Raw genomic sequence first — 19,891 nt, 5'->3', positions numbered from 1 at the left:
CATCCATGATGAAAACCGCCCTGCTCCGCCTGGCCCTCGGCACCTGCGCGCTGGCGGCCAGCGCCGCCGACGTGTCCATGCCCGTACCCGGCGCGCAGAACGCCGCTGGTGAACGCGTGTTGACCTTCATCGCCAAGGACCCGCCCGGCCAGCGCTGTAACGGCAACCTGCAGGTCGCCGCCGAAATCGCCAACACCTACCGCGTGCCGATCCAACTGCTGCCGTCCAGTCTGGCCGAGGACATGCCGGCACCGGCTGTGTTCTACGGGAACCAGCTGATCGTGGCCGACGGCAAAGACTTCAACGGCGCGGCGAGCTACCAGATCGTCGCCGACGTGCTGGAGATGGAAGGCGTGGCCAAGCAGGCGCGGTCCGGCCTGCTGTTCCAAGGTGCGGTGCGCAAGGACCTGGACACGCTGAAAGCATCGATCAAGTCCGGCGGCAAATAAGCTGGGGCTCCGCGCCCGTGCACAGGCGCGCGGCACTGCGCACGGGCGCGGCTGGAGCCCGGCGAGAAAGCGAATGAAGGGGCCACCATGCCGGCCGAGCGCGGGTGCCTGCCTGTGTGCGCGCAGAACGCCCCGCCGGCGCTCCCCGTAACGCGGTCAACCGCCTGCGACCGATCCCCACGCACGACCGCGCCCGCCAGGAGTCCGTCGCGCGCTACCCTTGCGCCGGAAACTCTTTTTTTGATAGCTTTCCGCGCAGATTCCTCTAAAGCCAACGGCCTATTCTTCCTCTATCCAAGGCGCTCGGTAGATCCCACCGGGCCGCGCCGCCGCCCTACCCGGCTCACCACAATCCGCCGCCATGATCCGCGCTGCCCTGCGCTTGTGGAAAGAGTCCGCGCCCGCCCGAGCCGGCGCCCGCCGACAAGGCAGCGCGATGACGGACGCCATCCAGTCCGGCAACGCCCTGTGGCTCTGGCTGCTGCTGGCCTGCGCCGCCTACGCCACCAAACTGACCGGCTACCTGATGCCCGCCGGCTGGTTGCGCAGCGCGCGCATGACCGGCGCCTTGACCGTCGCGCTGCTGGCGGCCTTGACCGCGTTGGACGCTGTCTCCAACGGCCAGCAACTGGCGCTGGACGCGCGCCTGCCGTTCTTGCGGTGCCGGTGCCGGTGCCGGTGCTGGGCGCGGGCGCGGCGGCGCTGGTGCGCGCCCTGGCCTGGGGGTGAGCGACCGCGGCGCCTATTTTTATTCGACCGCCGGATGATCGCGCCGGAACAGCGCCCATTCGTCCATCACCCTGCCATCGGGCAGCGTGCACAGGCCGCTCTCGTTGCCAACTGCGTCTTTCTGGATGCGCAGTTGGCCGCCTTGTTGAACGCAGTAGGTGGACGCCGGGTTGGCCATTTGCACCGCGGCGTTGGGCGACGCGCTGGAGCCGACACGCAGGCCGCAGCCGATGAGGACGAGCGGGGCGGTGAGGGCGGCGACTCGGGTGGCCGCGCGGGCGCTGGTGATCAAACTGTGCATAGCAAGAAACGGCGTGTCGCCGGCGCGAACAAGGGCAGAAGATAAGGCTGCTGAGCGAAGCATGAGCTCCAATTTACAATCTTTTTCATAGCTGCCTGCGCCGATTGCTGTAGGGCTGACGCGCATTTGGGATCTCAATCAAGATTGCGCCAAGACGCGGCGCCCTGCCCCACAACGCTGGCGAGCAGAGCGCGCATTGCTGCCATGTAAGGCGCGGCCAGGGCGCCCTCGGCGATGGCCAGCGCGGCACGGTCAAAGGCGGCGGACAGGAGTTCTGCCAGCACACGCAGCTGGACCTCCTCGCTGACGCTACCAGGGGTCCTGGGCGCCACCGCCGAGTCGGGAGCAGCCTCCAGCGCCGCCCGCAGGCCAACCAGCAGTTCTGCCACGCCGGCGCGGTCGCTGAGCGCGCGCAGGCGCTCGGGCGAGAGCACTGCGGGCGCATCCAGCAGCAGCAGGCGCGCGCGGCCGTGCTGCGCCATGGCGGCGAAGTAGCGCTCGGCGCCGTCGGCCAGCGCCTGCAGAGGCGTGGCGCCTGTGCCGCCGGCCTGGGCGATCTCGGCGGCGACCTCGTCCGCCGCCTGGCCGGCGGCGGCGTACAGCAAGTCCGCCTTGTCCGCGTAGTGGTGGTAGAGCGCGCCGCGCGTCACCTGCGCAGCGGCGGCGATGTCGGGTGTGCTGGTGCCGGCGTAGCCCTTGTCCACGAACAATGCGCGCGCCGCGGCGATCAGCGCGGCCTGGGTGGCTTCGGTGCGCTCGGCGTTGGCGCGGCGTTCAGAGCGTTTCGCGGGCTCGGGTTTTCGTTGCATACATTCAGCCTGTATGTTTTAATTTACGTACATTCAGATTGTATGTTTTATCGATTTCTCAGGAGACACCGATGCGCTGCACCCAGTTCTACCCCGTGCTGATGACCGACGACGTGGCCCGCGCCGCGCACTTTTACACGCGCCACCTGCGCTTTCAGCCGCTGTTTGAAAGCGACTGGTACGTGCACCTGCAGTCGAGCGAGGATGAATCCGTCAACCTGGCGGTGCTGCTGCGCGGGCACGCAACGATTCCTGCGCCGCGGCGCCACGCGGTCACCGGCGGCCTGCTGCTGAACTTCGAGGTGGCCGACGTCGACGCCGAGTACGCCCGCGCGTGCGCTCAGGGCCTGCCGATCCTGCTGCCGCTGCGCGACGAGGATTTCGGCCAGCGCCACTTCATCACCCAGGACCCGGACGGCGTGATGATCGACGTGATCACGCCGATTCAGCCCACCGCGGCGTTCCAGGCACAGTACGCGGACGCTTCTAATTAGATAGCTGCCTGCGCTGGTGCCTGTAGGCCCGCAGCCTCATTCGGCCTTAAATCTGCTGGGTGACTAAGGCCACGCAGGCCGATGCAGCCCCGCGCGTTCAGAACGGCAACTTGCCCCCGCCCGTGCCGCCCATGCCCGGCGGCAGGGGCGGCATGCCTCCGCCGCCCATCAGGCCTTTCATGCCGCCCAGGCGCTTCATCATCTTCATCAGGCCGCCGCCCTTCATCTGCTTCATCATCCCCTGCATCTGCTCGAATTCCTTGAGCAGGCGGTTGACCTCCTGCACGTGCACGCCAGCGCCGGCGGCGATGCGGCGCTTGCGGCTGGCCTTCAGCAACTCGGGCTTCTTGCGCTCTTGCGCCGTCATGCTGTTGATGATGCCTTCCTTGCGGCGGATGTCCTTTTCGGCGCGGGTCAGGTCGGCGTCGGTGGCCTTGTTGGCGATCTGCGTGGGCAGCTTGTCCATCAGGCTGCCGAGGCCGCCCATCTGCTTCATCTGCTGCAGCTGACCCAGAAAGTCCTGCAAATCAAACCCGCTGCCGCTTTTGACCTTGTCCGCCAGCTTCTTGGCCGCCTCAATGTCGACGTTGGCGGTGACCTGCTCGACCAGCGCCACCACGTCGCCCATGCCCAGGATGCGCCCGGCGTGGCGTTCAGCGTCGAACACCTCCAGCCCATCGATCTTTTCGCTAACGCCGGCGAACTTGATCGGTGCGCCCGTCACCTGCCGCACCGACAGCGCCGCGCCGCCGCGCGAATCGCCGTCCATCTTGGTCAGCACAATGCCCGTCAGCGGCAGCGCGTCCTTGAAGGCTTTGGCGGTGTTGGCCGCGTCCTGGCCCTGCATGGCGTCGACCACGAACAGGGTTTCGACCGGGTTCAGCGCGCCGTGCAGGGTCTTGATCTCCTGCATCAGCGCTTCGTCAATCGCCAGGCGGCCGGCCGTGTCGACGATCAGCACGTCGTAGAAGTGCGTCTTGGCGTGCGTGAGCGCGGCGCGGGCGATGTCGAGCGGCTTTTGGTCGGGCGTGGAAGGGAACCAGTCGGCGCCGGCCTGTCCGGTGACGGTCTTGAGCTGTTCGATGGCGGCGGGGCGGTACACGTCGCCCGACACCGTCAGCACCTTCTTCTTGCGCTTTTGCACCAGGTGGCGCGCCAGCTTGGCGGTGGTGGTCGTTTTGCCCGAACCCTGCAGGCCAGCCATCAGGATGATGGCGGGCGGTTGGGCGGCCAGGTTCAGGTCGCTGATGCCCTCGCCCATGGTGGCGGCGAGCTCGCGGTTGACGATGCCGACCAGCGCCTGCCCGGGCTTCAGGCTGCCCAGCACTTCCTGGCCCAGCGCCTTGTCCTTGACGCGGGCGATGAAGTCGCGCACCACGGGCAGGGCGACGTCGGCTTCGAGCAGCGCCATGCGCACTTCGCGCAGCATGTCCTGCACGTTGGCTTCGGTGATCCGGGCCTGGCCGGAAATCTTCTTGACCAGGCTGGAGAGTTTGTCGGTAAGGGCAGTGGCCATGAGCAAAACGCAGCTTGCGGTCGCAGTGCGTGGAAAAAGCCGGATGAAGGCGGTGCGTGCCCTCGGAAGCGAGGGCCAAACCGCTAAACTTTGCCCATGATTCTAGCCAGCGCCTCCCCCCTCGGCCTGCTGCTCAGCGCCGCGGCCGCGCTGGCCTACGCCGTGCCCGCCCTGGGCGCACGCGCCATGGGCGGCGTGGGCGCGCGGCGCGTGCTGCTGCTGGCCTGGCTGTTGCACGGTCTGCTGCTGGCCTACAACCTGTTGGATGGGCCGCCCCGCTTCGGTTTTGCGCCGGCGCTGTCGATCACCGTGTGGCTGGCGCTGACGGTGTACGCGGTCGAAAGCCAGCTGTACCCGCAGATGCGTGCACGCTGGGCCCTGGCCGGCTTTGGCGCCGTGGCCGTCGTCCTGGCGCTGCTGTTTCCGGGCACCGCACTGCCGCACACCTCGTCGCCCCTGCTGCCGCTGCACTGGGCGCTGGGCATCGCGGCCTATGGCATGTTCGCCGCCGCTGTCGCCCATGGCTGGCTGATGACGCGCGCCGAACACCAGATGCGCGCCGCGTCGCAGGCGGTGGAAGGCGGCGTGCCGCTGCTGACGCTGGAGCGGCTGATGTTCCGCTTCGTCGGCGCCGGCTTCGTGCTGCTGACGCTGACGCTGATCGCGGGCACCTTCTTCGGCGAGCAGCTGTACGGCGCCAGCCATGTCGGTTGGCGTTGGGACCACAAGCGCATCTTCACGGTGCTGTCGTGGATCACCTTCGCCGTGCTGCTGATCGGCCGCTGGCGCCTGGGCTGGCGTGGGCGGCGCGCGGTGCGCGTGCTGTATGCGGGGGCGGCGCTGCTGCTGTTTGGCTACGTCGGCTCGCGCTTCGTGCTGGAAGTGCTGCTGGGGCGCGTGGCATGAAGCTGCTGATCGTTTTGCTGGCGGTGGCGGCCGGTGTCTGGCTGTGGCAGCGGGGCCGCGCCCGTGCCCTGCGCAATGCCGCCACGCCGCGCCGGCAGGTCAAGGCCCTGCCGATGGTGCGCTGCGCCCACTGCGGCACCCACGTGCCGGGCAACGAAGCGGTGGTGGGACAGCACGGCAGTTACTGCTCCCCCTTGCACCGCCGCGAGAGCGAAGGCGCATGAACGCCCTGGGGCGTTTCGGCGCGACCGCGCCACCGACTATGGTGCCTGGTGCGGACCCGCGCCGCCTGGGCGATGCCGAACTGCCGGGATTCACCCGACTGTGGACGGCCTTCATGTCCGCCCGAATCCTGATGGCGGTGGTTATCCTCGGCATGCACCTGACGGTGCACATCTGGGGTCGCCCATTACCGCAGTGGGTGCTTGTCGCCTGCGTGGCCTACCTTGTGCTCACCATCCTGGTGCGCACCGTCGCCCACCCCCAGGGCCCAGGACGTCCATTCGACGCGCAGTGGCTCTACACGGTCGGCGCGGACCTGCTGTTCTTCGTCGCCCTGCAGTCGCTGCAGAGCGTCGGGGTCAACTACACTCCGCTGCTGGCCTTGCCGGTGCTGATGAGCGCCATCATGGGCACGCGCGCGCTGGCCCTGGGCACAGCCGCCCTCGTCACCTTGGCCCTGCTGGGCCAGGTGGTCTGGAGCGCCGACCTTGACCGCTGGGGCAGCACCACCGACATGGCACAGGCGGGGCTTACCGGGGGAGGCCTGCTGATCCTGGCTCTGCTGACCAACCAGTTGGCCATGCGCCTCGCACGGGAGGAAGGTTCGGCCAGGCGCAACCGGATTGAGGCCCAGGTCCAGTCGCTCGTCAACGGGATGGTGATCGACGCCATGGACGATGGCGTGCTGGTGGTCGATACCGATTACCTGGTGCGCACGGCCAACCCGGCAGCGCGGTTGATGCTGGGGTCCGACCGGGAAGTCACGCCCGACCAGTTCGTGCTGGACGACAACCCGGCCTGGGTCCAGTTGGTCCACATTGCCCGTGAGACCTTCGAGGACGAACCCATCGACGGCATCGAGATCACCCTGCACCACGAAGACCGCCATAGCAGTCGCCTGCAGGTGCGCACCCAGCGCACGCCCACGGTGGGCGACAGTGGCCGCTGCCTCTGCGTGATGTTTCTGCAGGACCTGCGCGAGATGGAGGCCCAGCTGCGCACCGAGAAACTGGCGGCGATGGGACGCATGTCCGCCGCCGTGGCCCACGAGATCCGCAACCCTCTGGCCGCCATCAGCCAGGCCAACGCACTGCTCGAAGAAGACCTCAGCGCGCCAGGCCAGTTGCGGCTGACCGCCATGGTGCGTCAGAACGCCGACCGGCTCGGCCACATCGTCGACGACGTGCTGGACATCGTGCGTGCGCAGGGCCAGTCAGAGCCTTTCGCTGACCATGCGCTGGACCTCGACGCCGCGGTGGCAGGCTTTTGCGCGGAATGGGCTGCACAGCACGGCGCTGGCTCGCGGCTTCAGGTGCACCTGGGGCTGCCGGAGGGCGATGTGGCGGTGCAGTTCGCGCCAGAACACCTGCGTCGGATCCTGGTGAACCTGCTCGACAACGCTGCGCGGTATGCCACGCGGCGCGAAGCGGCCATTCAGGTGTCCACCCAGGCGATTCGCCACGGCCCCGTGCTGCTGATGGTGTGGAGTGACGGCGCGCCGCTGGAGCCAAGCGTGCGGCGCCATCTGTTCGAGCCATTCTTCTCCTCGGAGAGTCGCTCCAGCGGTCTGGGCCTTTTTATCTGCCGTGAACTGTGCGAGCGCCATGGCGCGAACATGGGCTACGAGCGGACGGAACGCATCCAGCGAGGCTCGCCAGTGGCCGGCAACGAGTTTTTCGTGAGCTTTCGGCGTGCACCCGGCGCTTACACGACGACTTTCATGGACCCCGCTGTTTGACATGACCGCCTCCCCCCCCAACCCTGTCGGCGCCCGCATCCTGGTGGTGGACGACGAACCGGACCTGCGCACCCTGTATGAGCTGACCTTGCTGCGTGAAGGGCACGAGGTGCACGCAGCCGGCACGGTGGCTGAGGCGCGCGACGAACTGGCGGCGCAGAGCTTCGACATCGTCATCACCGACATGCGACTGCCGGACGGGCTGGGACTGGACCTGCTGCGTGAACTGGTGGCGCAGCAGCGCACCGAGCGCTGCATCGTGATCACGGCCTATGGCTCGGCAGAAAACGCGGTCGAAGCCCTGAAATGTGGTGCGTTCGATTACCTGACCAAGCCGGTCGACCTGAGGCAGTTCCGCAGCGTGGTGGCCTCCGCCTTCCAAACGCCGGGGCGCTTGCCTGCACCAGCCGCAAAGACCACGGGAGAACCGGTCACGCCAGACGACCCCACGCGGTCGACGACTCCACCCGCTGACAGGAGGAATTCGCCATCCTCCGACGCGGGCCTGCAGGCCCCTGGCGCGCAGGCGCTGGCGCGCATGGTGGGCGAATCGCCCGCCATGCGCAGCGTCAAGCACCGCATCGCGAAGGTGGCGCGCAGCATGGCACCAGTGCTGGTGCACGGCGAATCGGGCACCGGCAAGGAACTGGCGGCGCAGGCTGTACACGCGAACAGCCACCGCCATGCCGGTCCTTTCGTGCCCGTCAACTGCGGCGCGATCCCCGAAAACCTGCTGGAAGCCGAGTTCTTTGGCGCACGCAAGGGTTCGTACACCGGTGCGGCGACCGACCGACAGGGCTTCTTCCAGGCCGCGCGGGGCGGCACCTTGTTCCTCGACGAGATCGGCGACCTGCCCCTGGCCATGCAGGCCAAGCTCTTGCGCGCGATCCAGGAGCGCCGCGTGCGCCCGCTGGGCGAAACGCAGGAAGAAGCGGTGGACGTGCGCATCGTCAGCGCCACCCACAAGGACCTGGCGGCCGAAGTGCAGGCCGGGCGCTTCCGCCAGGACTTGTACTACCGCCTGAACGTGATCGAAGTGGTCGTGCCGCCGCTGCGCGAGCGCCGCGAAGACTTGCCCGCGCTGTGCGAAGCCCTGCTGGCCCGCATTCCGGGCGACGGCAGCGGCGCCCCGCACCGCCTGACCGAGCGGCAGATGACCGACATCCTGGCCGCACCGCTGGACGGCAACGTGCGCGAGCTGGAGAACCTGCTGCACCGCGCCGTCGCGCTGGGCGAGGCGGGTGATTCCGGCTTTGGCGAGCTGCCCCTGTTTGATTCAGCACCTGCCGCCATCGCCGACGATCCGGCAACGTCGAGAGAAGTGGGAGAAACCTCTGCGCCGAGCGCCGCCATGTCGCCCACGCAGGACACGCTGCCGGAAGACCTTGAACGCTGGCTGGACGCCCAAGAGCGCCGCGTGCTGGTGCGCGCCCTGGACGAAACCGGGTTCAACCGCACAGCGGCGGCGGCCCTGCTGGGGCTCAACCTGCGCCAGATCCGCTACCGCATGTCGCGCCTGGGCATCACGGAGCCCGGCAGCGACGAGCCCGCCGATGGCGACCGCTGAAGCGCCCGCCAGCCCCCTCTGGTCAGGCGGCTGGTACCGCCGCGCGCGCGCCCTGCCCTCGCCCAACTTCGGGCCGCGGCCACCCGCTGCAGCCATCGACCTGGTGGTCGTGCATTCGATCAGCCTGCCGCCCGGGCGCTACGGTGGCGACGAGGTGCAGGCGCTATTCACCAACCGATTGGACTGGGACGCGCACCCGTACTTCCAGCAGATCCGCGGCATGGAAGTTTCGGCCCACTTCTACGTGCGCCGCACCGGGGTGCTGTGGCAGTTCGTCAGCGTCGACGACCGGGCCTGGCACGCGGGCCGCTCCAGCTTTCGCGGACGCGACAACTGCAACGACTATTCGGTCGGCGTGGAGCTGGAAGGCCTGGAAGGCGAACGCTTCACGGCGCGGCAATACGAGCGCCTGGCACGCCTGATCCAGGCGCTGCGCCAGCGCTACCCCATCACCGACATCGCCGGCCACGAACACGTGGCGCCGGGCCGCAAGCACGACCCGGGGCCTGGCTTCGACTGGCCGCGCCTGCAGCGGGCGCTGCACTGGGCACCGGCGCACATCGGCCATGCGTGAGCGCGATCGACGGTGTCGCTGGGCATGCTATTTACTGTTAATTCGATAGCTGCTCGCGCAATCCGGTGTAGGGCTGCAGGCCGATTTCATCTGAAATCGCAAGTCTTACGCCTCACTGCTTGTTGCGCAGATCCACCACGCGGCGCGCCTTGCCCACGCTGCGCTCGATGCCACCCTCGCCCTTCAGGTCGATCTCGACGCTCGAGCCCACGTAGACCTTGATCTCGTGCTGCAGCAGCTTGGCAGCGGCGCGCGCCTCGATGCTGGCCGGGTCGACGCCGGGCGCGGTTTCGACCTGCACCTTCAGGTTGTCCATCGGGCCTTCACGCGTCAGCACGCACTGGTAGTGCGGCGACAATTCGGCGCGCTTGAGGATCAGCTCCTCGATCTGCGTCGGGAACACGTTCACGCCGCGGATGATCATCATGTCGTCGCTGCGGCCCGTGATCTTCTGCATGCGGCGCATGGTGCGCGCGGTGCCGGGCAGCAGGCGCGTGAGGTCGCGCGTGCGGTAACGGATGATGGGCAGCGCTTCCTTGGTCAGGCTGGTGAAGACGAGTTCGCCCTCGCTGCCGTCGGGCAGCACTTCGCCGGTCTCCGGGTCGATGATCTCGGGGTAGAAGTGGTCTTCCCAGATCGTCGGCCCGTCCTTGGTTTCAACGCATTCGCTGGCGACGCCCGGGCCCATCACTTCGGACAAGCCGTAGATGTCGACCGCGTCGATGCCCATGCGCGCTTCCAGCGCGCTGCGCATCTCGTTGGTCCATGGTTCGGCGCCGAAGATGCCGGTGCGCAGCGACAGCGACTTCGGGTCGATGCCCATGCGCTCGACCTCGTCGGCCACGGCGAGCATGTAGCTCGGCGTGACCATGATGATGTCGGGCTTGAAGTCCAGGAACAGCTGGATCTGCTTCTCGGTCTGGCCGCCGCCGAACGGCACCACGGTCATGCCCAGCTTTTCGGCGCCGTAGTGCGCGCCCAGGCCGCCCGTGAACAGGCCGTAGCCGTAGCTGATGTGCACCATGTCGCCCTTGCGCGCGCCGGCTGCACGGATGGAACGCGCCACCACGCCCGCCCAGGTGTCGATGTCATTGCGCGTATAGCCGACAACGGTGGGCTTGCCCGTGGTGCCGCTGCTGGCGTGGATGCGCGAGATCTGGTCGCGCGGCACGGCGAACATGCCGAACGGGTAGTTGTCGCGCAGATCCGACTTGGTGGTGAACGGGAACTTGGCCAGGTCGGCCAGCGACTGCAGATCGTCCGGGTGCACACCGGCGGCGTCGAACTTGGCTTTGTAGACGGGCGAGTTGGCGTAGGCGTGCGTCAGCGTCTTCTTCAGCCGATCGAACTGCAGTGCGCGCAGCTCGTCCACGCTCGCCTTTTCAATCGGGTCCAGGGGCAGATCGGTCGTGCTCATGTGTGTCTCCGTGGGTCGTTCGTGCTCGTTCGCAGGGTTGGGGGTTCAGCTGGCTTGCTCGACAGGCACGACGTTGCCGCTGATCTGCGTGCTCTTGCCGCGGAACAGCGCCACGGTCTGGCCCTTCTGGTTGGTGACGCGGATGTCGTAGATGCCGTGCCGGCCGGCCAGCGACTGCTCGGTCGCTTCGGCCGTCAGCACGTCGCCCTCGTAGGTCGGGCGCAGGAACTCGATCGAGCAGCCGTTGGCCACGGTGTTGTGGTTGCGGCTGTTGCAGGCGTAGGCAAAGGTCGAATCCGCCAGCGTGAAGATGAAGCCGCCGTGGCAGATCTTGTGGCCGTTCAGGTGCAGCGGCTGGACTGCCATCTCCATCACCGCGCGGCCCGGCTCGCACACCAGCAGCTTCATGCCCATGGTCGATTTGGACGCTTCGTCCTCGGCGTACATGGCTTCACCAACGCGGCGGGCCAGATCCAATTCGCTTGCGTTCTCGGAGGCAGTCATATGTCTTTGTACATGGAGGTTGTGGAAAGCGCCATCCCACCCAGCGAACGCCCTGCTCGGACCCGCGCCGAGCGCCGGCGTTGTCCCCCTCCCGAAGAGTGAGGGGGAAGGCGCCGCAGGCGCCTCAGGGGGTGCCCGCCGAATTCATTCGCCCTTGAACTGCGCCGGGCGCTTTTGCAAAAAGGCGGTCACGCCCTCGATGTAGTCGTGCGTAAAACCCAGGCGCGACTGCACGTCGCGCTCCAGGTCGAGCTGTTCGTCGAGGCTGTGCGTGTGCGCGCCGCGCAGCAGATGGCGTGTGGCGACGAGGGCCTTGGTGGGCATGGCGGCCAGGCGCTGGGCCATGGCCTTGGCAGCGGCCACCGGGTCGTCCTGCACGTCCCAGATCATGCCCATGGCCTTGGCGTCGGCCGCGCTCAGCTTGTCGCCCGTCAGCGCCAACGCCATTGCGCGCGCCAGGCCCACGCGCTGGGGCAGCAGCCAGGTGCCGCCCGAATCGGGCACGAGACCGATCTTGCTGAACGCCTGGATGAAGCTGGCGCCCGGCGCGGCGATGGCGATGTCGCAGGCCATGGCCACCGAAGCACCTGCGCCCGCGGCCACGCCATTGACGGCGCAAATGGTCGGCACCCGCACGGCCGTGAGGCGGCGCGTGGTGGGGTTGAAGGCCTGTTCGATGATGGGGCCCGGATCGGCGCGCTGCATGATGTCCGGGCCTTCGCGGAAGTCGAATTCCGACAGGTCGGCCCCGGCGCAGAAGCCGCGGCCGGCGCCGGTCAGCACAAGCGCGCGGATGGACTTGTTGGCTTCGACCTTGTCGAGCGCGGCCCACAGATCGCGGTGCATCTGCCGCGTGAAACTGTTGAGCGACGGGGGCCGGTTGAGCGTCAAAACGGCCACCGCGCCGTCTTCCTCGTACAGAACCGCAGGTTCTTCTTGCTGGGTCATCGTTTGTCTCCTTGGCCTGAAATCTACCATTAACCAACCCATCGGTCGGTTAACTGCGGGCGCGGCAGGTGCGCCGGTGGGCCTCGCTATAGTGTGGCTGCGGCGCCGACCGGCGCACACCTACCCACCATTTTGCGAGGAGACCTCCCCCATGGCCTATGAATTCATCCAGACCCGCGTCGAAGGCGACAAGGTCGGCATCATCACACTCAACCGCCCCAAGCAACTGAATGCGCTCAACGGCGAGCTGATGCGCGAGATGGGCCAGGCGCTGAAGGAATTCGATGGCAACGAGGCCATCGGCTGCATGATCATTACCGGCAGCGAAAAAGCCTTTGCCGCGGGCGCCGACATCGGCGCCATGGCGACCTACAGCTTTGCCGACGTCTACCGCGACGACTACATCACGCGCGACTGGGAAACCATCCGCTCGATCCGCAAGCCCGTCATCGCCGCCGTCAGCGGCTTTGCCCTGGGCGGCGGCTGCGAGCTGGCCATGATGTGCGACTTCATCATCGCCGCCGACAACGCCAAGTTCGGCCAGCCCGAAATCAAGCTGGGCGTGATCCCCGGCGCCGGTGGCACGCAGCGCCTGCCGCGCGCCGTGGGCAAATCCAAGGCCATGGACATGTGCCTGACGGCCCGCATGATGGACGCCACCGAAGCCGAGCGCGCGGGCCTGGTCAGCCGCGTGGTGCCGCTGGACAAGCTGATGGACGAGGCGCTGGGCGCAGCGCTGATCATCTGCGGCTTCGGCCGCCTGGCCGTGATGGCCGCCAAGGAATGCGTGAACCGCGCGTTCGAAGGCTCGCTCAACGACGGTGTGATGTTCGAGCGCCGCCTGTTCCACGCGCTGTTCGCCACCACCGACCAGAAGGAAGGCATGGATGCCTTCGTCAACAAGCGCGCAGCAGCTTTCAAGCACCAGTGAGCGAGGGGCCTGATTGCTGATTTAATAACAAATCGGCCTCCAGCCCTTACTCATATTGCGCTGACAGCTTCTTTATTGATAGCAAAAAGTCAATGCGCTCCACGCCAAAATTCGTCGCGTTACGGATAGTTTCACAGTCGTCTGACGGCTTTTGACCCCGTCGGTGCGTCTGCACCGATTCATGCGGCTCCCGAACCAAATTTTTCAGGAGCCTGCATGCCTTCCCTTCATCCTGTTGTCCGAGCGACCGCCGCGGCCTTCTGTGGCCTCTCGGTGCTGCTCGCGCCGGCCCAGGCCGCGAGTCCCGTGGTCATCGCCCCCGGCGAGACCTCGCCGCCGAGCTTTGTGCGCCCCGTGTGGCCCGGTGCATCCGCAGCCAACGCCTTCACCCGGGACCGCGTGGAGTTGCGCCGGGCCGGGCAGGAGGCCATCGCCCGTGGCCAGGCGCCCTTCCAAAGCCCTTCCGCGCCCAATTGCCGTCGCCCAATGCGCAGCCACGAGGAGCCCGGCACCCAAGCCAGCGCGCAAGACCTGACGATCGGTGGCGCAGTGCGCCGCCGTGCGGGCGACTTGGGCAGGCCCGAGGTCGCGACGGAAGCGGCGCCGCTGCCTGCGCCCGCAGGCGCTGTCATGGACAAATCAACGCACGAAGCGGCGCTTGCCGCCCCGGCGCCGGCCGAGGCCACAGGCAACATGGCGCGTACGCCATCTGCCCGTATCGCCCGTGCAGAGCCCGTCACGGCGGGCATGGTGGACGACAACGCCCAGTTTTCCGAGTACCTGGCTTTTCGCGAACGCACGCAGGTGATCCATCGCGAACGCGATGTGCGCGAGCGCGTGTTGCTGCAGGTGCGCGATCCGCGCGGCCGCGCCATGCCCGATGCCGAAGTCGCGGTGCGCGCCAGCAGCGGCGCCATCGCCTGGGCTCGCACCGACACCGCGGGGCGCGCATGGATCTCTCCGGACGCCTTCGACCCCCAGGCCAGCAAGGCCTATCAGGTGACCGTGCGGCGCGGGGCCGCAGAATCCAGCGTCGTCTTTCTGCGTGGCCAGCAAAGCGCGGTGGACGTCACGCTGGACCTGCGTGTCCCGGCGCAGCGCGCCAGGCTGGATCTGGTGTTTCTGATCGACGCCACGGGCTCAATGGCCGACGAGATCGCCAAGCTGAAGACCACCTTGCATAGCATTGCCGACGAGGTCGCGCGGTTGCCGAGCCAGCCCGACACCTGTTTCGGCCTGGTCGCCTACCGCGACAAGACCGACGCCTTCCTCCTACGCAGCCACGATTTCACCGGCGACCTGGGCGCTTTCCAGAAAGTGCTGGACGATCTGCAGGCCGGCGGAGGCGGCGACGAACCCGAAGCCATGAACGAAGCGCTGTTCGAGGCCGTGCACGCGCTCAGCTGGCGCGGCACCGGCGCCACCCGCCTGATGGTGCTGCTGGCCGACGCACCGCCGCACCTGGACTACGCCGGACCGCAGTACGACGAGAGCATGCTGGCGGCGCTGGGCAAGGGCATCAAGGTGTTCAGCGTGGGCGCCAGCGGGCTGAACAAGCAGGGCGAATTCATCCAGCGCCAGATTGCGCAGTACACGGGCGGTCGGTTCGTCTTCCTCACCTACGCCGATGCGCGCGAACCCGGCAGCGGGCCAGGGCGCAAGACCGTGCACGACGTCGCCAACTACTCGGTCGACACCTTGGACCGCCTGATCGTTCGACTGGTCAGCGACGAACTCGCGCAGCTACCCGCCCCAAAATCCTGAACACAGGGCAACAAGGGCGCCGAAACCAGCTCAAAAACGCCCTATAATGCCGGGTTCCGGTGGTATAGCTCAGTCGGTTAGAGCGTGGGATTCATAACCCCAAGGTCGGTGGTTCGATTCCACCTACCACCACCAAACCCGCTGTGGGCCCTGCGGCCCGCGGCCAACCCGAAAAGCCCCAGTCGCCTAGCTGCTGGGGCTTTTTTCTTGGGCGCCCGGCCGCCCGATAGCCCACAGGATGCGCTCTGGCGTCGCGGGCGCATCCATCTGCACCGGTACGCGGTCTTCAGCGCCCGCAAGGTCGGCGCGCGCCGCAGCAACGGCGTTGCGCAGCGCCTCCCACACACTGATCGCCAGCATGAACGGCGGCTCGCCCACGGCCTTGCTGCGGTGCACGGTGTCTTCGGCGTTGGCTTCGGGCCACAGGTGCACGTGCAGGTGCGCCGGCACGTCGGCCGCGGTCGGGATCTTGTAGGTGCTGGGCGCCTTGGTGGTGAGTTCGCCCTTGGCGTTCCAGGCCAGCTCTTCGGTCGTCAGCCAGCCCATGCCCTGGATGAAGCCGCCCTCGATCTGGCCGATGTCGATCGCCGGGTTGATGCTGCGGCCCACGTCGTGGAGGATGTCCACCGCCAGCACGCGGTACTCGCCGGTGAAGGTGTCGATGGCCACCTCGGTGCAGGCCGCGCCGTAGGCGAAGTAGAAAAACGGACGGCCGGTCAGCGTGGTCTTGTCGTAGTGGATCTTGGGCGTGCGGTAAAAGCCATCGCTCCACAGCTGGATGCGGTTGGCGTAAGCCTGCTGCACCACGGCGGCAAAGTCGCGCTCGCCCTTGGGCGTGACGACCTTGCCGTGCCGGAATTCCACCGCACCTGCACCGCAGCCGTCGAGCCCGCAGACAAAGGCGGCCAGGTTGTCGCGCACGGTGCGCGCCGCGGCTTGCGCGGCCTTGCCGTTCAGATCGGTGCCGCTGGAAGCGGCCGTCGCGCTGGCGTTGGGCACTTTGTCGGTGGCCGCGGCGGTGACCAGCACCAACGCCATCGGCACGCCCAGCTCGTCGGCCACTATCTGTGCCACCTTGGTGTTGAGGCCCTGGCCCATTTCGGTGCCGCCGTGGTTCACCTGCACGCTGCCATCGGTGTAGACATGCACCAGCGCGCCCGCCTGGTTGAACTGCGTGGCGGTGAAACTGATGCCGAACTTCACCGGCGTGATGGCGATGCCGCGCTGCAGGTGCGGGTGCGCGGCGTTCCACGAAGGAATAGCCTCTTTCCGGCGCTGGTACTGCGCGAGCAGCTCCAATTTTGGAAGCAATTCGTGGAGGATGTTGTCTTCCACGGGCATCTGGTAGTGCGTCACGTTCCGCTCGGTCGCGCCGCGCGGGCCGTACAGGTTGGCCATGCGCACGGCCAGCGGGTCCAGCGCCAGCGCACGGGCAATGTCGCCCAGAATCGCCTCGATGGCGATCACGCCCTGCGGGCCGCCGAAGCCGCGAAACGCCGTGTGGCTCTGCACGTTCGTCCTGCAACGGTAGCTGCGTACCACCACGTCACCCAGGAAGTAGGCGTTGTCGACGTGGAACACGGCGCGGTCGGCCACCGGGCCGCTCAAATCGGCCGACCAGCCGCAGTTGGCCATCATGTCGATGGTCAGGCCGTGCAGGCGGCCGTGGTCGTCAAACCCCACGTCGTAGCGGTAGGCGAACGGGTGGCGCTTGCCGGTGATCAGAAAGTCGTCGTCGCGGTCCAGGCGCAGCTTGACCGGCGCCCCTACCTTGCGCGCAGCCAGCGCGGCCCATACCGCCATATGACCGGCCTGCGTTTCCTTGCCGCCAAAGCCACCGCCCATGCGCCGGCATTCGACGCGCACGGCGTGGTTGGCGATGCCCAGCGCGTGGGCCACCCAGTGCTGCACTTCGCCCGGATGCTGCGTGCTGCTGAGGATGTGCCACTGGCCCTGCTCCTGCGGCAGCGCCAGCGCGACCTGCCCTTCCAGGTAAAAGTGCTCCTGCCCGCCGACGGCAAAGCCGCCTTGCAGCCGGTGCGGCGCGCTGGCCAAAGCCGCTGTGGCGTCGCCGCGGGTCACGGTGACGGGCGGCAGCACAAAGCTTTGCGCGGCCATGGCGTCGTCGATGGTCAGGATGGCGGGCAGCGGCGTGATGTCCAGCCGGACCGCGCGCGCGGCCTGGCGCGCCGTCCGCATGCTGTCGGCCACGATCAGGCCGATCACCTGGCCGACATGGTGCACCTCGCCCTGCGCCAACACCGGCTCGTCGTGCACGAAAGTCGCCAACACCGGGTCGCCCGGGATATCGCCAGCAAGCACCACCGCGTGCACGCCGGGCAGCGCCAACGCCGCGCTCGCGTCCACGCCGTTCAGCCGTCCGTGCGCGACGGGCGACAGGACGGGCGCGGCGTGCAGCGTGCCGCGCGGCTCGGACACATCGTCGACGTAGGGCGCGGCGCCCTGCACCTGCGCCCGAGCGCTCTCATGCGGGTGTGGCGCGCCACTGGCGGGCGCGTCCGGGTGGAGCTCGGCGAAATGCGCCTGCGGCAGCGTGAAGGCGGGCGAGCGGTCGTTCACGGCAGGCGCTCGGGGTCCTGGATCGGTGGGTCATCGCCCGGCTCGCGGCGCGGCAGCGGCGGCGTGCCGGGGTCTTCCACCGGCGGCGGGGGCGCAAACGGATCGGGATCTTTCACCGGCGGCTCCTGGCCGGGCAGCGGGATCGGCCCCGAGGCCCTGCGTTCCAGCGTGAAAGCAGCGTTCATGTCCAGCCCTCCGGCTGCAGCTCGGCCAGCACGGGCGCCTCGGGCTGGGCGCCCTGCAGCCAACCGCGGCGCAGCAAATTGCCCAGCACCGTGCGCCGGTAGTCGGCCGACGCGCGCATGTCGCTGAGCGGTTCAAACTCGTTCATCACCACTTGCGCCGCATGCTCAAAAGTGGCTTCAGCCCACGTCTGGTCAGCGCAGGCAGCTTCTGTTTGTGTAGCACGCGCCGGCACGGCAGCCACGCCGCCGGCGCCGATGCGGGCGCTTTGGATGACGCCCTGATCAACTTGCAGCGCCACCGCCAGACACACGGCGGAAATGTCGTCTTCAAAGCGCTTGCTCACCTTGTCCACGCGCAGCCATTCGTGCGGCGTGGGGTGCGGCACGGTGATGGCGGCCAGCACCTCGTCCGGCGCCAGCGCGGTCTTGCGGTAAGCGAGATAGAAGTCCTCGACCGGCAGCGTGCGTTCGCCGCGCGTGCTGGCCAGGGTCAGCGTGGCGCCCAGCGCGATCAAGAGCGGCATGGAATCGCCGATCGGCGAGCCGTTGGCGACGTTGCCGCCCAGCGTGCCGCTTTCGCGCACTGGCAGACCGGCGAAGCGGTCGAAGAAGGCGCCAAGCGCCGGGCGCTCGGCCGCCAGCGCGGCGAAGGCATCGGTCAGCGGCACGGCGGCGCCCACAACCAAGGCGTCGGCCGTGCGATCCAGGCGGCGCAATTCGGCCACGCGCGTCAGGTCGATGATCTGCGAGCGGCGCTGCAACTGCTTGGTCAGCCACAGGCCGACGTCGGTGGTGCCGGCGGCCAGCAGCGCGCCAGGGTGGGCGGTGCGCAGCGCCAGCAACTCGGCCAGGGTGCGGGGTTGCAGGTAGAAGTTTTCAGCCAAATCAGCCGCCGGCGCTACAGCAGATTGCGCAAGCAGCTGCATTTTTTGTAGCAAATCAGCTTCATCCAAAGCCGGCTCGGGCCAGTGGTGCATGGTCTGCGCCGCGTCCAGAATCGGGCGGTAGCCGGTGCAGCGGCACAGGTTGCCCGACAGCGCGTGCACGGCCTCGTCCCGCGTCATGGCGGCGCCCGCGCGCTGGCGGTGCAGCGTGAAAAGGCTCATCACGAAACCAGGCGTGCAGAAGCCGCATTGCGATCCGTGGCATTCGACCATCGCCCGCTGCGCGGGGTGCAGCGTGCCGTCGGCGCCTACGATGTCGGCCGCCGTCCAGAGCGCCTGCCCATCCACGCTGTGCGCCAGCCGAATGCAGCTGTTGACGGCGCGGTAGTGCAGGTGGCCGTCGGCGCGCTGCTCGGCCACGGTGACGGTGCAGGCGCCGCAGTCGCCGCTGGCGCAGCCTTCCTTGACGGCGGTGCAGTGCAGGTCTTCGCGCAGCAGCGCGAGCAGCGTGCGGTCGGGCGGCACGTCGTCGCAGGTGACGACCTCACCGCGGTGGATGAAGCGCAAGGAACGGGTCGGCATGCTTCCAGTGTAGAAGCCTTTCGGCGGTAGGGGTGCTACGCTGAAACCCTGCCCCGCAGGAGATATGACCCGATGACGACCTCCCCCGATCCCGCCGCGATGCGTCTGGCCATCGAAGCCTCGCGCATGGCGGTGGCCGCAGGCGACCGCCCGTACGGCGCTGCGCTGGCCGCTCCCGACGGCGAGGTGCTGCTGGTCGAGCGCAACCGCCAGCACACCGCCAACGACAGCACCGCCCACGCCGAGATGGTGCTGGTGCGCGAAGCCGAGGCCCGGCTCGGCGCGGCGTCGCTGCAGGGCGCCACCGTGTACGCCAGTGGCGAGCCCTGCGCGATGTGCGCGGGCGCCATGTTTTGGGCCGGTGTCGCGCGTGTGGTGTACGCCGCGCCCCAACCCGCGTTGGCACTGATGCAGGGCGGGCCGCTGCTGCCTGCGCGCTGCGCCGATCTGCTTGGTCACGCGCAGCCGCCCGTGCGGGTCGAGGGCGAATTCCTGGCCGACGAGGCCCTGGCCGTGCTGCGGGAGACGTCCACCACGCCGCCGCGCGACAGCCCCTGAGCCACCTGCGCCACACCCCGCCCGACCCGCGCCGACGAGGCGGCAGCGGACTTGCCGGCTCCCGTTTCATGCGCTTTCGCGCGCGGCTCGGCAAGTGGTGTCTGCCCCCACGTCGAGCAGCACACCCGGTGGTACATTGGCGCGCAATCGGAGGGAGCATCTGGCGGGTCGCGCGACCCGGTCGCCCGCTCGGCACCGCGGCCTGCGTCAGCGTCGCTTGGAGGCTCTCCGCC

Annotated in this window: 19 protein-coding genes and 1 tRNA gene; 11 read left to right on the top strand and 9 right to left on the bottom strand. The window is 68.1% G+C overall.

Annotated elements, in window-relative coordinates; genetic code table 11:
- Window positions 1-5: 5 nt before the first annotated feature.
- Complete coding sequence (locus FVQ98_RS05155; RefSeq protein WP_187265631.1) at window positions 6-449, top strand: hypothetical protein; 444 nt, start codon at window positions 6-8, stop codon at window positions 447-449.
- 748 nt (window positions 450-1,197) lie between these two features.
- On the opposite strand, the gene FVQ98_RS05145 is transcribed toward FVQ98_RS05155, so the two are convergent.
- Both FVQ98_RS05145 and FVQ98_RS05140 read right to left on the bottom strand, forming a co-directional pair.
- Window positions 1,198-1,479 carry a putative hemolysin gene (locus FVQ98_RS05145; RefSeq protein ID WP_147912356.1) on the bottom strand — a complete coding sequence of 94 codons (282 nt, stop codon included), beginning with the start codon at window positions 1,477-1,479 and terminating at the stop codon, window positions 1,198-1,200.
- Window positions 1,480-1,613: 134 nt separating this feature from the next.
- Window positions 1,614-2,288 carry a TetR/AcrR family transcriptional regulator gene (locus tag FVQ98_RS05140; protein ID WP_147912355.1) on the bottom strand — a complete coding sequence of 225 codons (675 nt, stop codon included), beginning with the start codon at window positions 2,286-2,288 and terminating at the stop codon, window positions 1,614-1,616.
- Window positions 2,289-2,359: 71 nt separating this feature from the next.
- Between FVQ98_RS05140 and FVQ98_RS05135 the strand changes: the two genes are divergently transcribed.
- Window positions 2,360-2,782: a VOC family protein gene (locus FVQ98_RS05135; RefSeq protein WP_147912354.1), complete on the top strand. Its 423-nt coding sequence runs from the start codon at window positions 2,360-2,362 to the stop codon at window positions 2,780-2,782.
- 97 nt (window positions 2,783-2,879) lie between these two features.
- On the opposite strand, the gene ffh is transcribed toward FVQ98_RS05135, so the two are convergent.
- Window positions 2,880-4,298, bottom strand: a complete 1,419-nt coding sequence (gene ffh / locus FVQ98_RS05130; RefSeq protein ID WP_147912353.1) for a signal recognition particle protein — start codon at window positions 4,296-4,298, stop codon at window positions 2,880-2,882.
- A gap of 96 nt (window positions 4,299-4,394) precedes the next feature.
- Here ffh and FVQ98_RS05125 point away from each other — a divergent pair, with 96 nt between their 5' ends.
- The 5 genes from FVQ98_RS05125 to ampD are packed head-to-tail and all read left to right on the top strand — an operon-like array spanning window position 4,395 to window position 9,305.
- Complete coding sequence (locus FVQ98_RS05125; RefSeq protein WP_147912352.1) at window positions 4,395-5,204, top strand: cytochrome C assembly family protein; 810 nt, start codon at window positions 4,395-4,397, stop codon at window positions 5,202-5,204.
- On the top strand, window positions 5,201-5,428 hold the full coding sequence (locus FVQ98_RS05120) for a PP0621 family protein (protein ID WP_147912351.1): 228 nt from the start codon (window positions 5,201-5,203) through the stop codon (window positions 5,426-5,428). The genes FVQ98_RS05125 and FVQ98_RS05120 overlap by 4 nt, the downstream gene beginning before the upstream one ends.
- Window positions 5,425-7,164 carry a two-component system sensor histidine kinase NtrB gene (locus FVQ98_RS05115; RefSeq protein ID WP_458329476.1) on the top strand — a complete coding sequence of 580 codons (1,740 nt, stop codon included), beginning with the start codon at window positions 5,425-5,427 and terminating at the stop codon, window positions 7,162-7,164. Before FVQ98_RS05120 ends, FVQ98_RS05115 begins: the two co-directional genes overlap by 4 nt.
- A 1-nt stretch (window position 7,165) precedes the next feature.
- Window positions 7,166-8,731 (top strand): sigma-54-dependent transcriptional regulator, encoded by a 1,566-nt coding sequence (locus tag FVQ98_RS05110; protein WP_147912350.1) that lies wholly within the window; start codon window positions 7,166-7,168, stop codon window positions 8,729-8,731.
- Window positions 8,718-9,305, top strand: a complete 588-nt coding sequence (gene ampD / locus FVQ98_RS05105; protein WP_147912349.1) for a 1,6-anhydro-N-acetylmuramyl-L-alanine amidase AmpD — start codon at window positions 8,718-8,720, stop codon at window positions 9,303-9,305. The genes FVQ98_RS05110 and ampD overlap by 14 nt, the downstream gene beginning before the upstream one ends.
- 112 nt (window positions 9,306-9,417) lie before the next feature.
- On the opposite strand, the gene paaK is transcribed toward ampD, so the two are convergent.
- The 3 genes from paaK to FVQ98_RS05090 all read right to left on the bottom strand — a co-directional run bounded on the left by paaK (window position 9,418) and on the right by FVQ98_RS05090 (window position 12,174).
- Window positions 9,418-10,722, bottom strand: a complete 1,305-nt coding sequence (gene paaK, locus FVQ98_RS05100) for a phenylacetate--CoA ligase PaaK (protein ID WP_147912348.1) — start codon at window positions 10,720-10,722, stop codon at window positions 9,418-9,420.
- A 45-nt stretch (window positions 10,723-10,767) separates the two neighbouring features.
- Complete coding sequence (paaI, locus tag FVQ98_RS05095; RefSeq protein ID WP_147912347.1) at window positions 10,768-11,226, bottom strand: hydroxyphenylacetyl-CoA thioesterase PaaI; 459 nt, start codon at window positions 11,224-11,226, stop codon at window positions 10,768-10,770.
- Window positions 11,227-11,370: 144 nt separating this feature from the next.
- Window positions 11,371-12,174, bottom strand: a complete 804-nt coding sequence (locus FVQ98_RS05090) for an enoyl-CoA hydratase-related protein (RefSeq protein ID WP_147912346.1) — start codon at window positions 12,172-12,174, stop codon at window positions 11,371-11,373.
- 151 nt (window positions 12,175-12,325) lie between these two features.
- On the opposite strand from FVQ98_RS05090, the gene FVQ98_RS05085 reads away from it, so the two are divergent.
- The 3 genes from FVQ98_RS05085 (at window position 12,326) to FVQ98_RS05075 (ending at window position 15,004) form a co-directional block, all read left to right on the top strand.
- Entirely contained in the window at window positions 12,326-13,105 is a 780-nt protein-coding gene (locus FVQ98_RS05085) for an enoyl-CoA hydratase (RefSeq protein WP_147912345.1), read from the top strand.
- A gap of 216 nt (window positions 13,106-13,321) precedes the next feature.
- Window positions 13,322-14,869 (top strand): vWA domain-containing protein, encoded by a 1,548-nt coding sequence (locus FVQ98_RS05080; protein WP_147912344.1) that lies wholly within the window; start codon window positions 13,322-13,324, stop codon window positions 14,867-14,869.
- Window positions 14,870-14,927: 58 nt separating this feature from the next.
- A tRNA-Met gene (locus FVQ98_RS05075) sits at window positions 14,928-15,004 on the top strand.
- Window positions 15,005-15,055: 51 nt separating this feature from the next.
- Here the strand turns inward: FVQ98_RS05075 and xdhB are convergent.
- Genes xdhB through xdhA form a run of 3 tightly spaced genes read right to left on the bottom strand, consistent with a single transcriptional unit; the run spans window position 15,056 to window position 19,100 of the window.
- Complete coding sequence (gene xdhB, locus FVQ98_RS05070; protein ID WP_255507647.1) at window positions 15,056-17,422, bottom strand: xanthine dehydrogenase molybdopterin binding subunit; 2,367 nt, start codon at window positions 17,420-17,422, stop codon at window positions 15,056-15,058.
- A gap of 23 nt (window positions 17,423-17,445) precedes the next feature.
- Window positions 17,446-17,634: a hypothetical protein gene (locus tag FVQ98_RS05065; RefSeq protein WP_147912342.1), complete on the bottom strand. Its 189-nt coding sequence runs from the start codon at window positions 17,632-17,634 to the stop codon at window positions 17,446-17,448.
- Entirely contained in the window at window positions 17,631-19,100 is a 1,470-nt protein-coding gene (xdhA, locus tag FVQ98_RS05060) for a xanthine dehydrogenase small subunit (RefSeq protein WP_147912341.1), read from the bottom strand. Before xdhA ends, FVQ98_RS05065 begins: the two co-directional genes overlap by 4 nt.
- Window positions 19,101-19,172: 72 nt before the next feature.
- Between xdhA and FVQ98_RS05055 the strand changes: the two genes are divergently transcribed.
- The gene (locus tag FVQ98_RS05055; protein ID WP_147912340.1) at window positions 19,173-19,658 is read left to right on the top strand and encodes a nucleoside deaminase; all 486 of its coding nucleotides are present in this window, start codon (window positions 19,173-19,175) and stop codon (window positions 19,656-19,658) included.
- Window positions 19,659-19,891: the final 233 nt, after the last annotated feature.

This window comes from Ottowia flava (genome assembly GCF_008017535.1).
GTDB classification, from domain to species: Bacteria; Pseudomonadota; Gammaproteobacteria; order Burkholderiales; family Burkholderiaceae_C; genus Ottowia; species Ottowia flava.
This window is presented reverse-complemented; position numbering and strand designations above follow the sequence as displayed.

Bases quoted from the DNA above. Each gene is read 5' to 3' on its own strand.
- FVQ98_RS05155 (WP_187265631.1), top strand. From the start codon at position 6: ATGATGAAAACCGCCCTGCTCCGCCTGGCCCTCGGCACCTGCGCGCTG.
- FVQ98_RS05145 (WP_147912356.1), bottom strand. From the start codon at position 1,479: ATGCACAGTTTGATCACCAGCGCCCGCGCGGCCACCCGAGTCGCCGCC.
- FVQ98_RS05140 (WP_147912355.1), bottom strand. From the start codon at position 2,288: ATGCAACGAAAACCCGAGCCCGCGAAACGCTCTGAACGCCGCGCCAAC.
- FVQ98_RS05135 (WP_147912354.1), top strand. From the start codon at position 2,360: ATGCGCTGCACCCAGTTCTACCCCGTGCTGATGACCGACGACGTGGCC.
- ffh (WP_147912353.1), bottom strand. From the start codon at position 4,298: ATGGCCACTGCCCTTACCGACAAACTCTCCAGCCTGGTCAAGAAGATT.
- FVQ98_RS05125 (WP_147912352.1), top strand. From the start codon at position 4,395: ATGATTCTAGCCAGCGCCTCCCCCCTCGGCCTGCTGCTCAGCGCCGCG.
- FVQ98_RS05120 (WP_147912351.1), top strand. From the start codon at position 5,201: ATGAAGCTGCTGATCGTTTTGCTGGCGGTGGCGGCCGGTGTCTGGCTG.
- FVQ98_RS05115 (WP_458329476.1), top strand. From the start codon at position 5,425: ATGAACGCCCTGGGGCGTTTCGGCGCGACCGCGCCACCGACTATGGTG.
- FVQ98_RS05110 (WP_147912350.1), top strand. From the start codon at position 7,166: ATGACCGCCTCCCCCCCCAACCCTGTCGGCGCCCGCATCCTGGTGGTG.
- ampD (WP_147912349.1), top strand. From the start codon at position 8,718: ATGGCGACCGCTGAAGCGCCCGCCAGCCCCCTCTGGTCAGGCGGCTGG.
- paaK (WP_147912348.1), bottom strand. From the start codon at position 10,722: ATGAGCACGACCGATCTGCCCCTGGACCCGATTGAAAAGGCGAGCGTG.
- paaI (WP_147912347.1), bottom strand. From the start codon at position 11,226: ATGACTGCCTCCGAGAACGCAAGCGAATTGGATCTGGCCCGCCGCGTT.
- FVQ98_RS05090 (WP_147912346.1), bottom strand. From the start codon at position 12,174: ATGACCCAGCAAGAAGAACCTGCGGTTCTGTACGAGGAAGACGGCGCG.
- FVQ98_RS05085 (WP_147912345.1), top strand. From the start codon at position 12,326: ATGGCCTATGAATTCATCCAGACCCGCGTCGAAGGCGACAAGGTCGGC.
- FVQ98_RS05080 (WP_147912344.1), top strand. From the start codon at position 13,322: ATGCCTTCCCTTCATCCTGTTGTCCGAGCGACCGCCGCGGCCTTCTGT.
- FVQ98_RS05065 (WP_147912342.1), bottom strand. From the start codon at position 17,634: ATGAACGCTGCTTTCACGCTGGAACGCAGGGCCTCGGGGCCGATCCCG.
- xdhA (WP_147912341.1), bottom strand. From the start codon at position 19,100: ATGCCGACCCGTTCCTTGCGCTTCATCCACCGCGGTGAGGTCGTCACC.
- FVQ98_RS05055 (WP_147912340.1), top strand. From the start codon at position 19,173: ATGACGACCTCCCCCGATCCCGCCGCGATGCGTCTGGCCATCGAAGCC.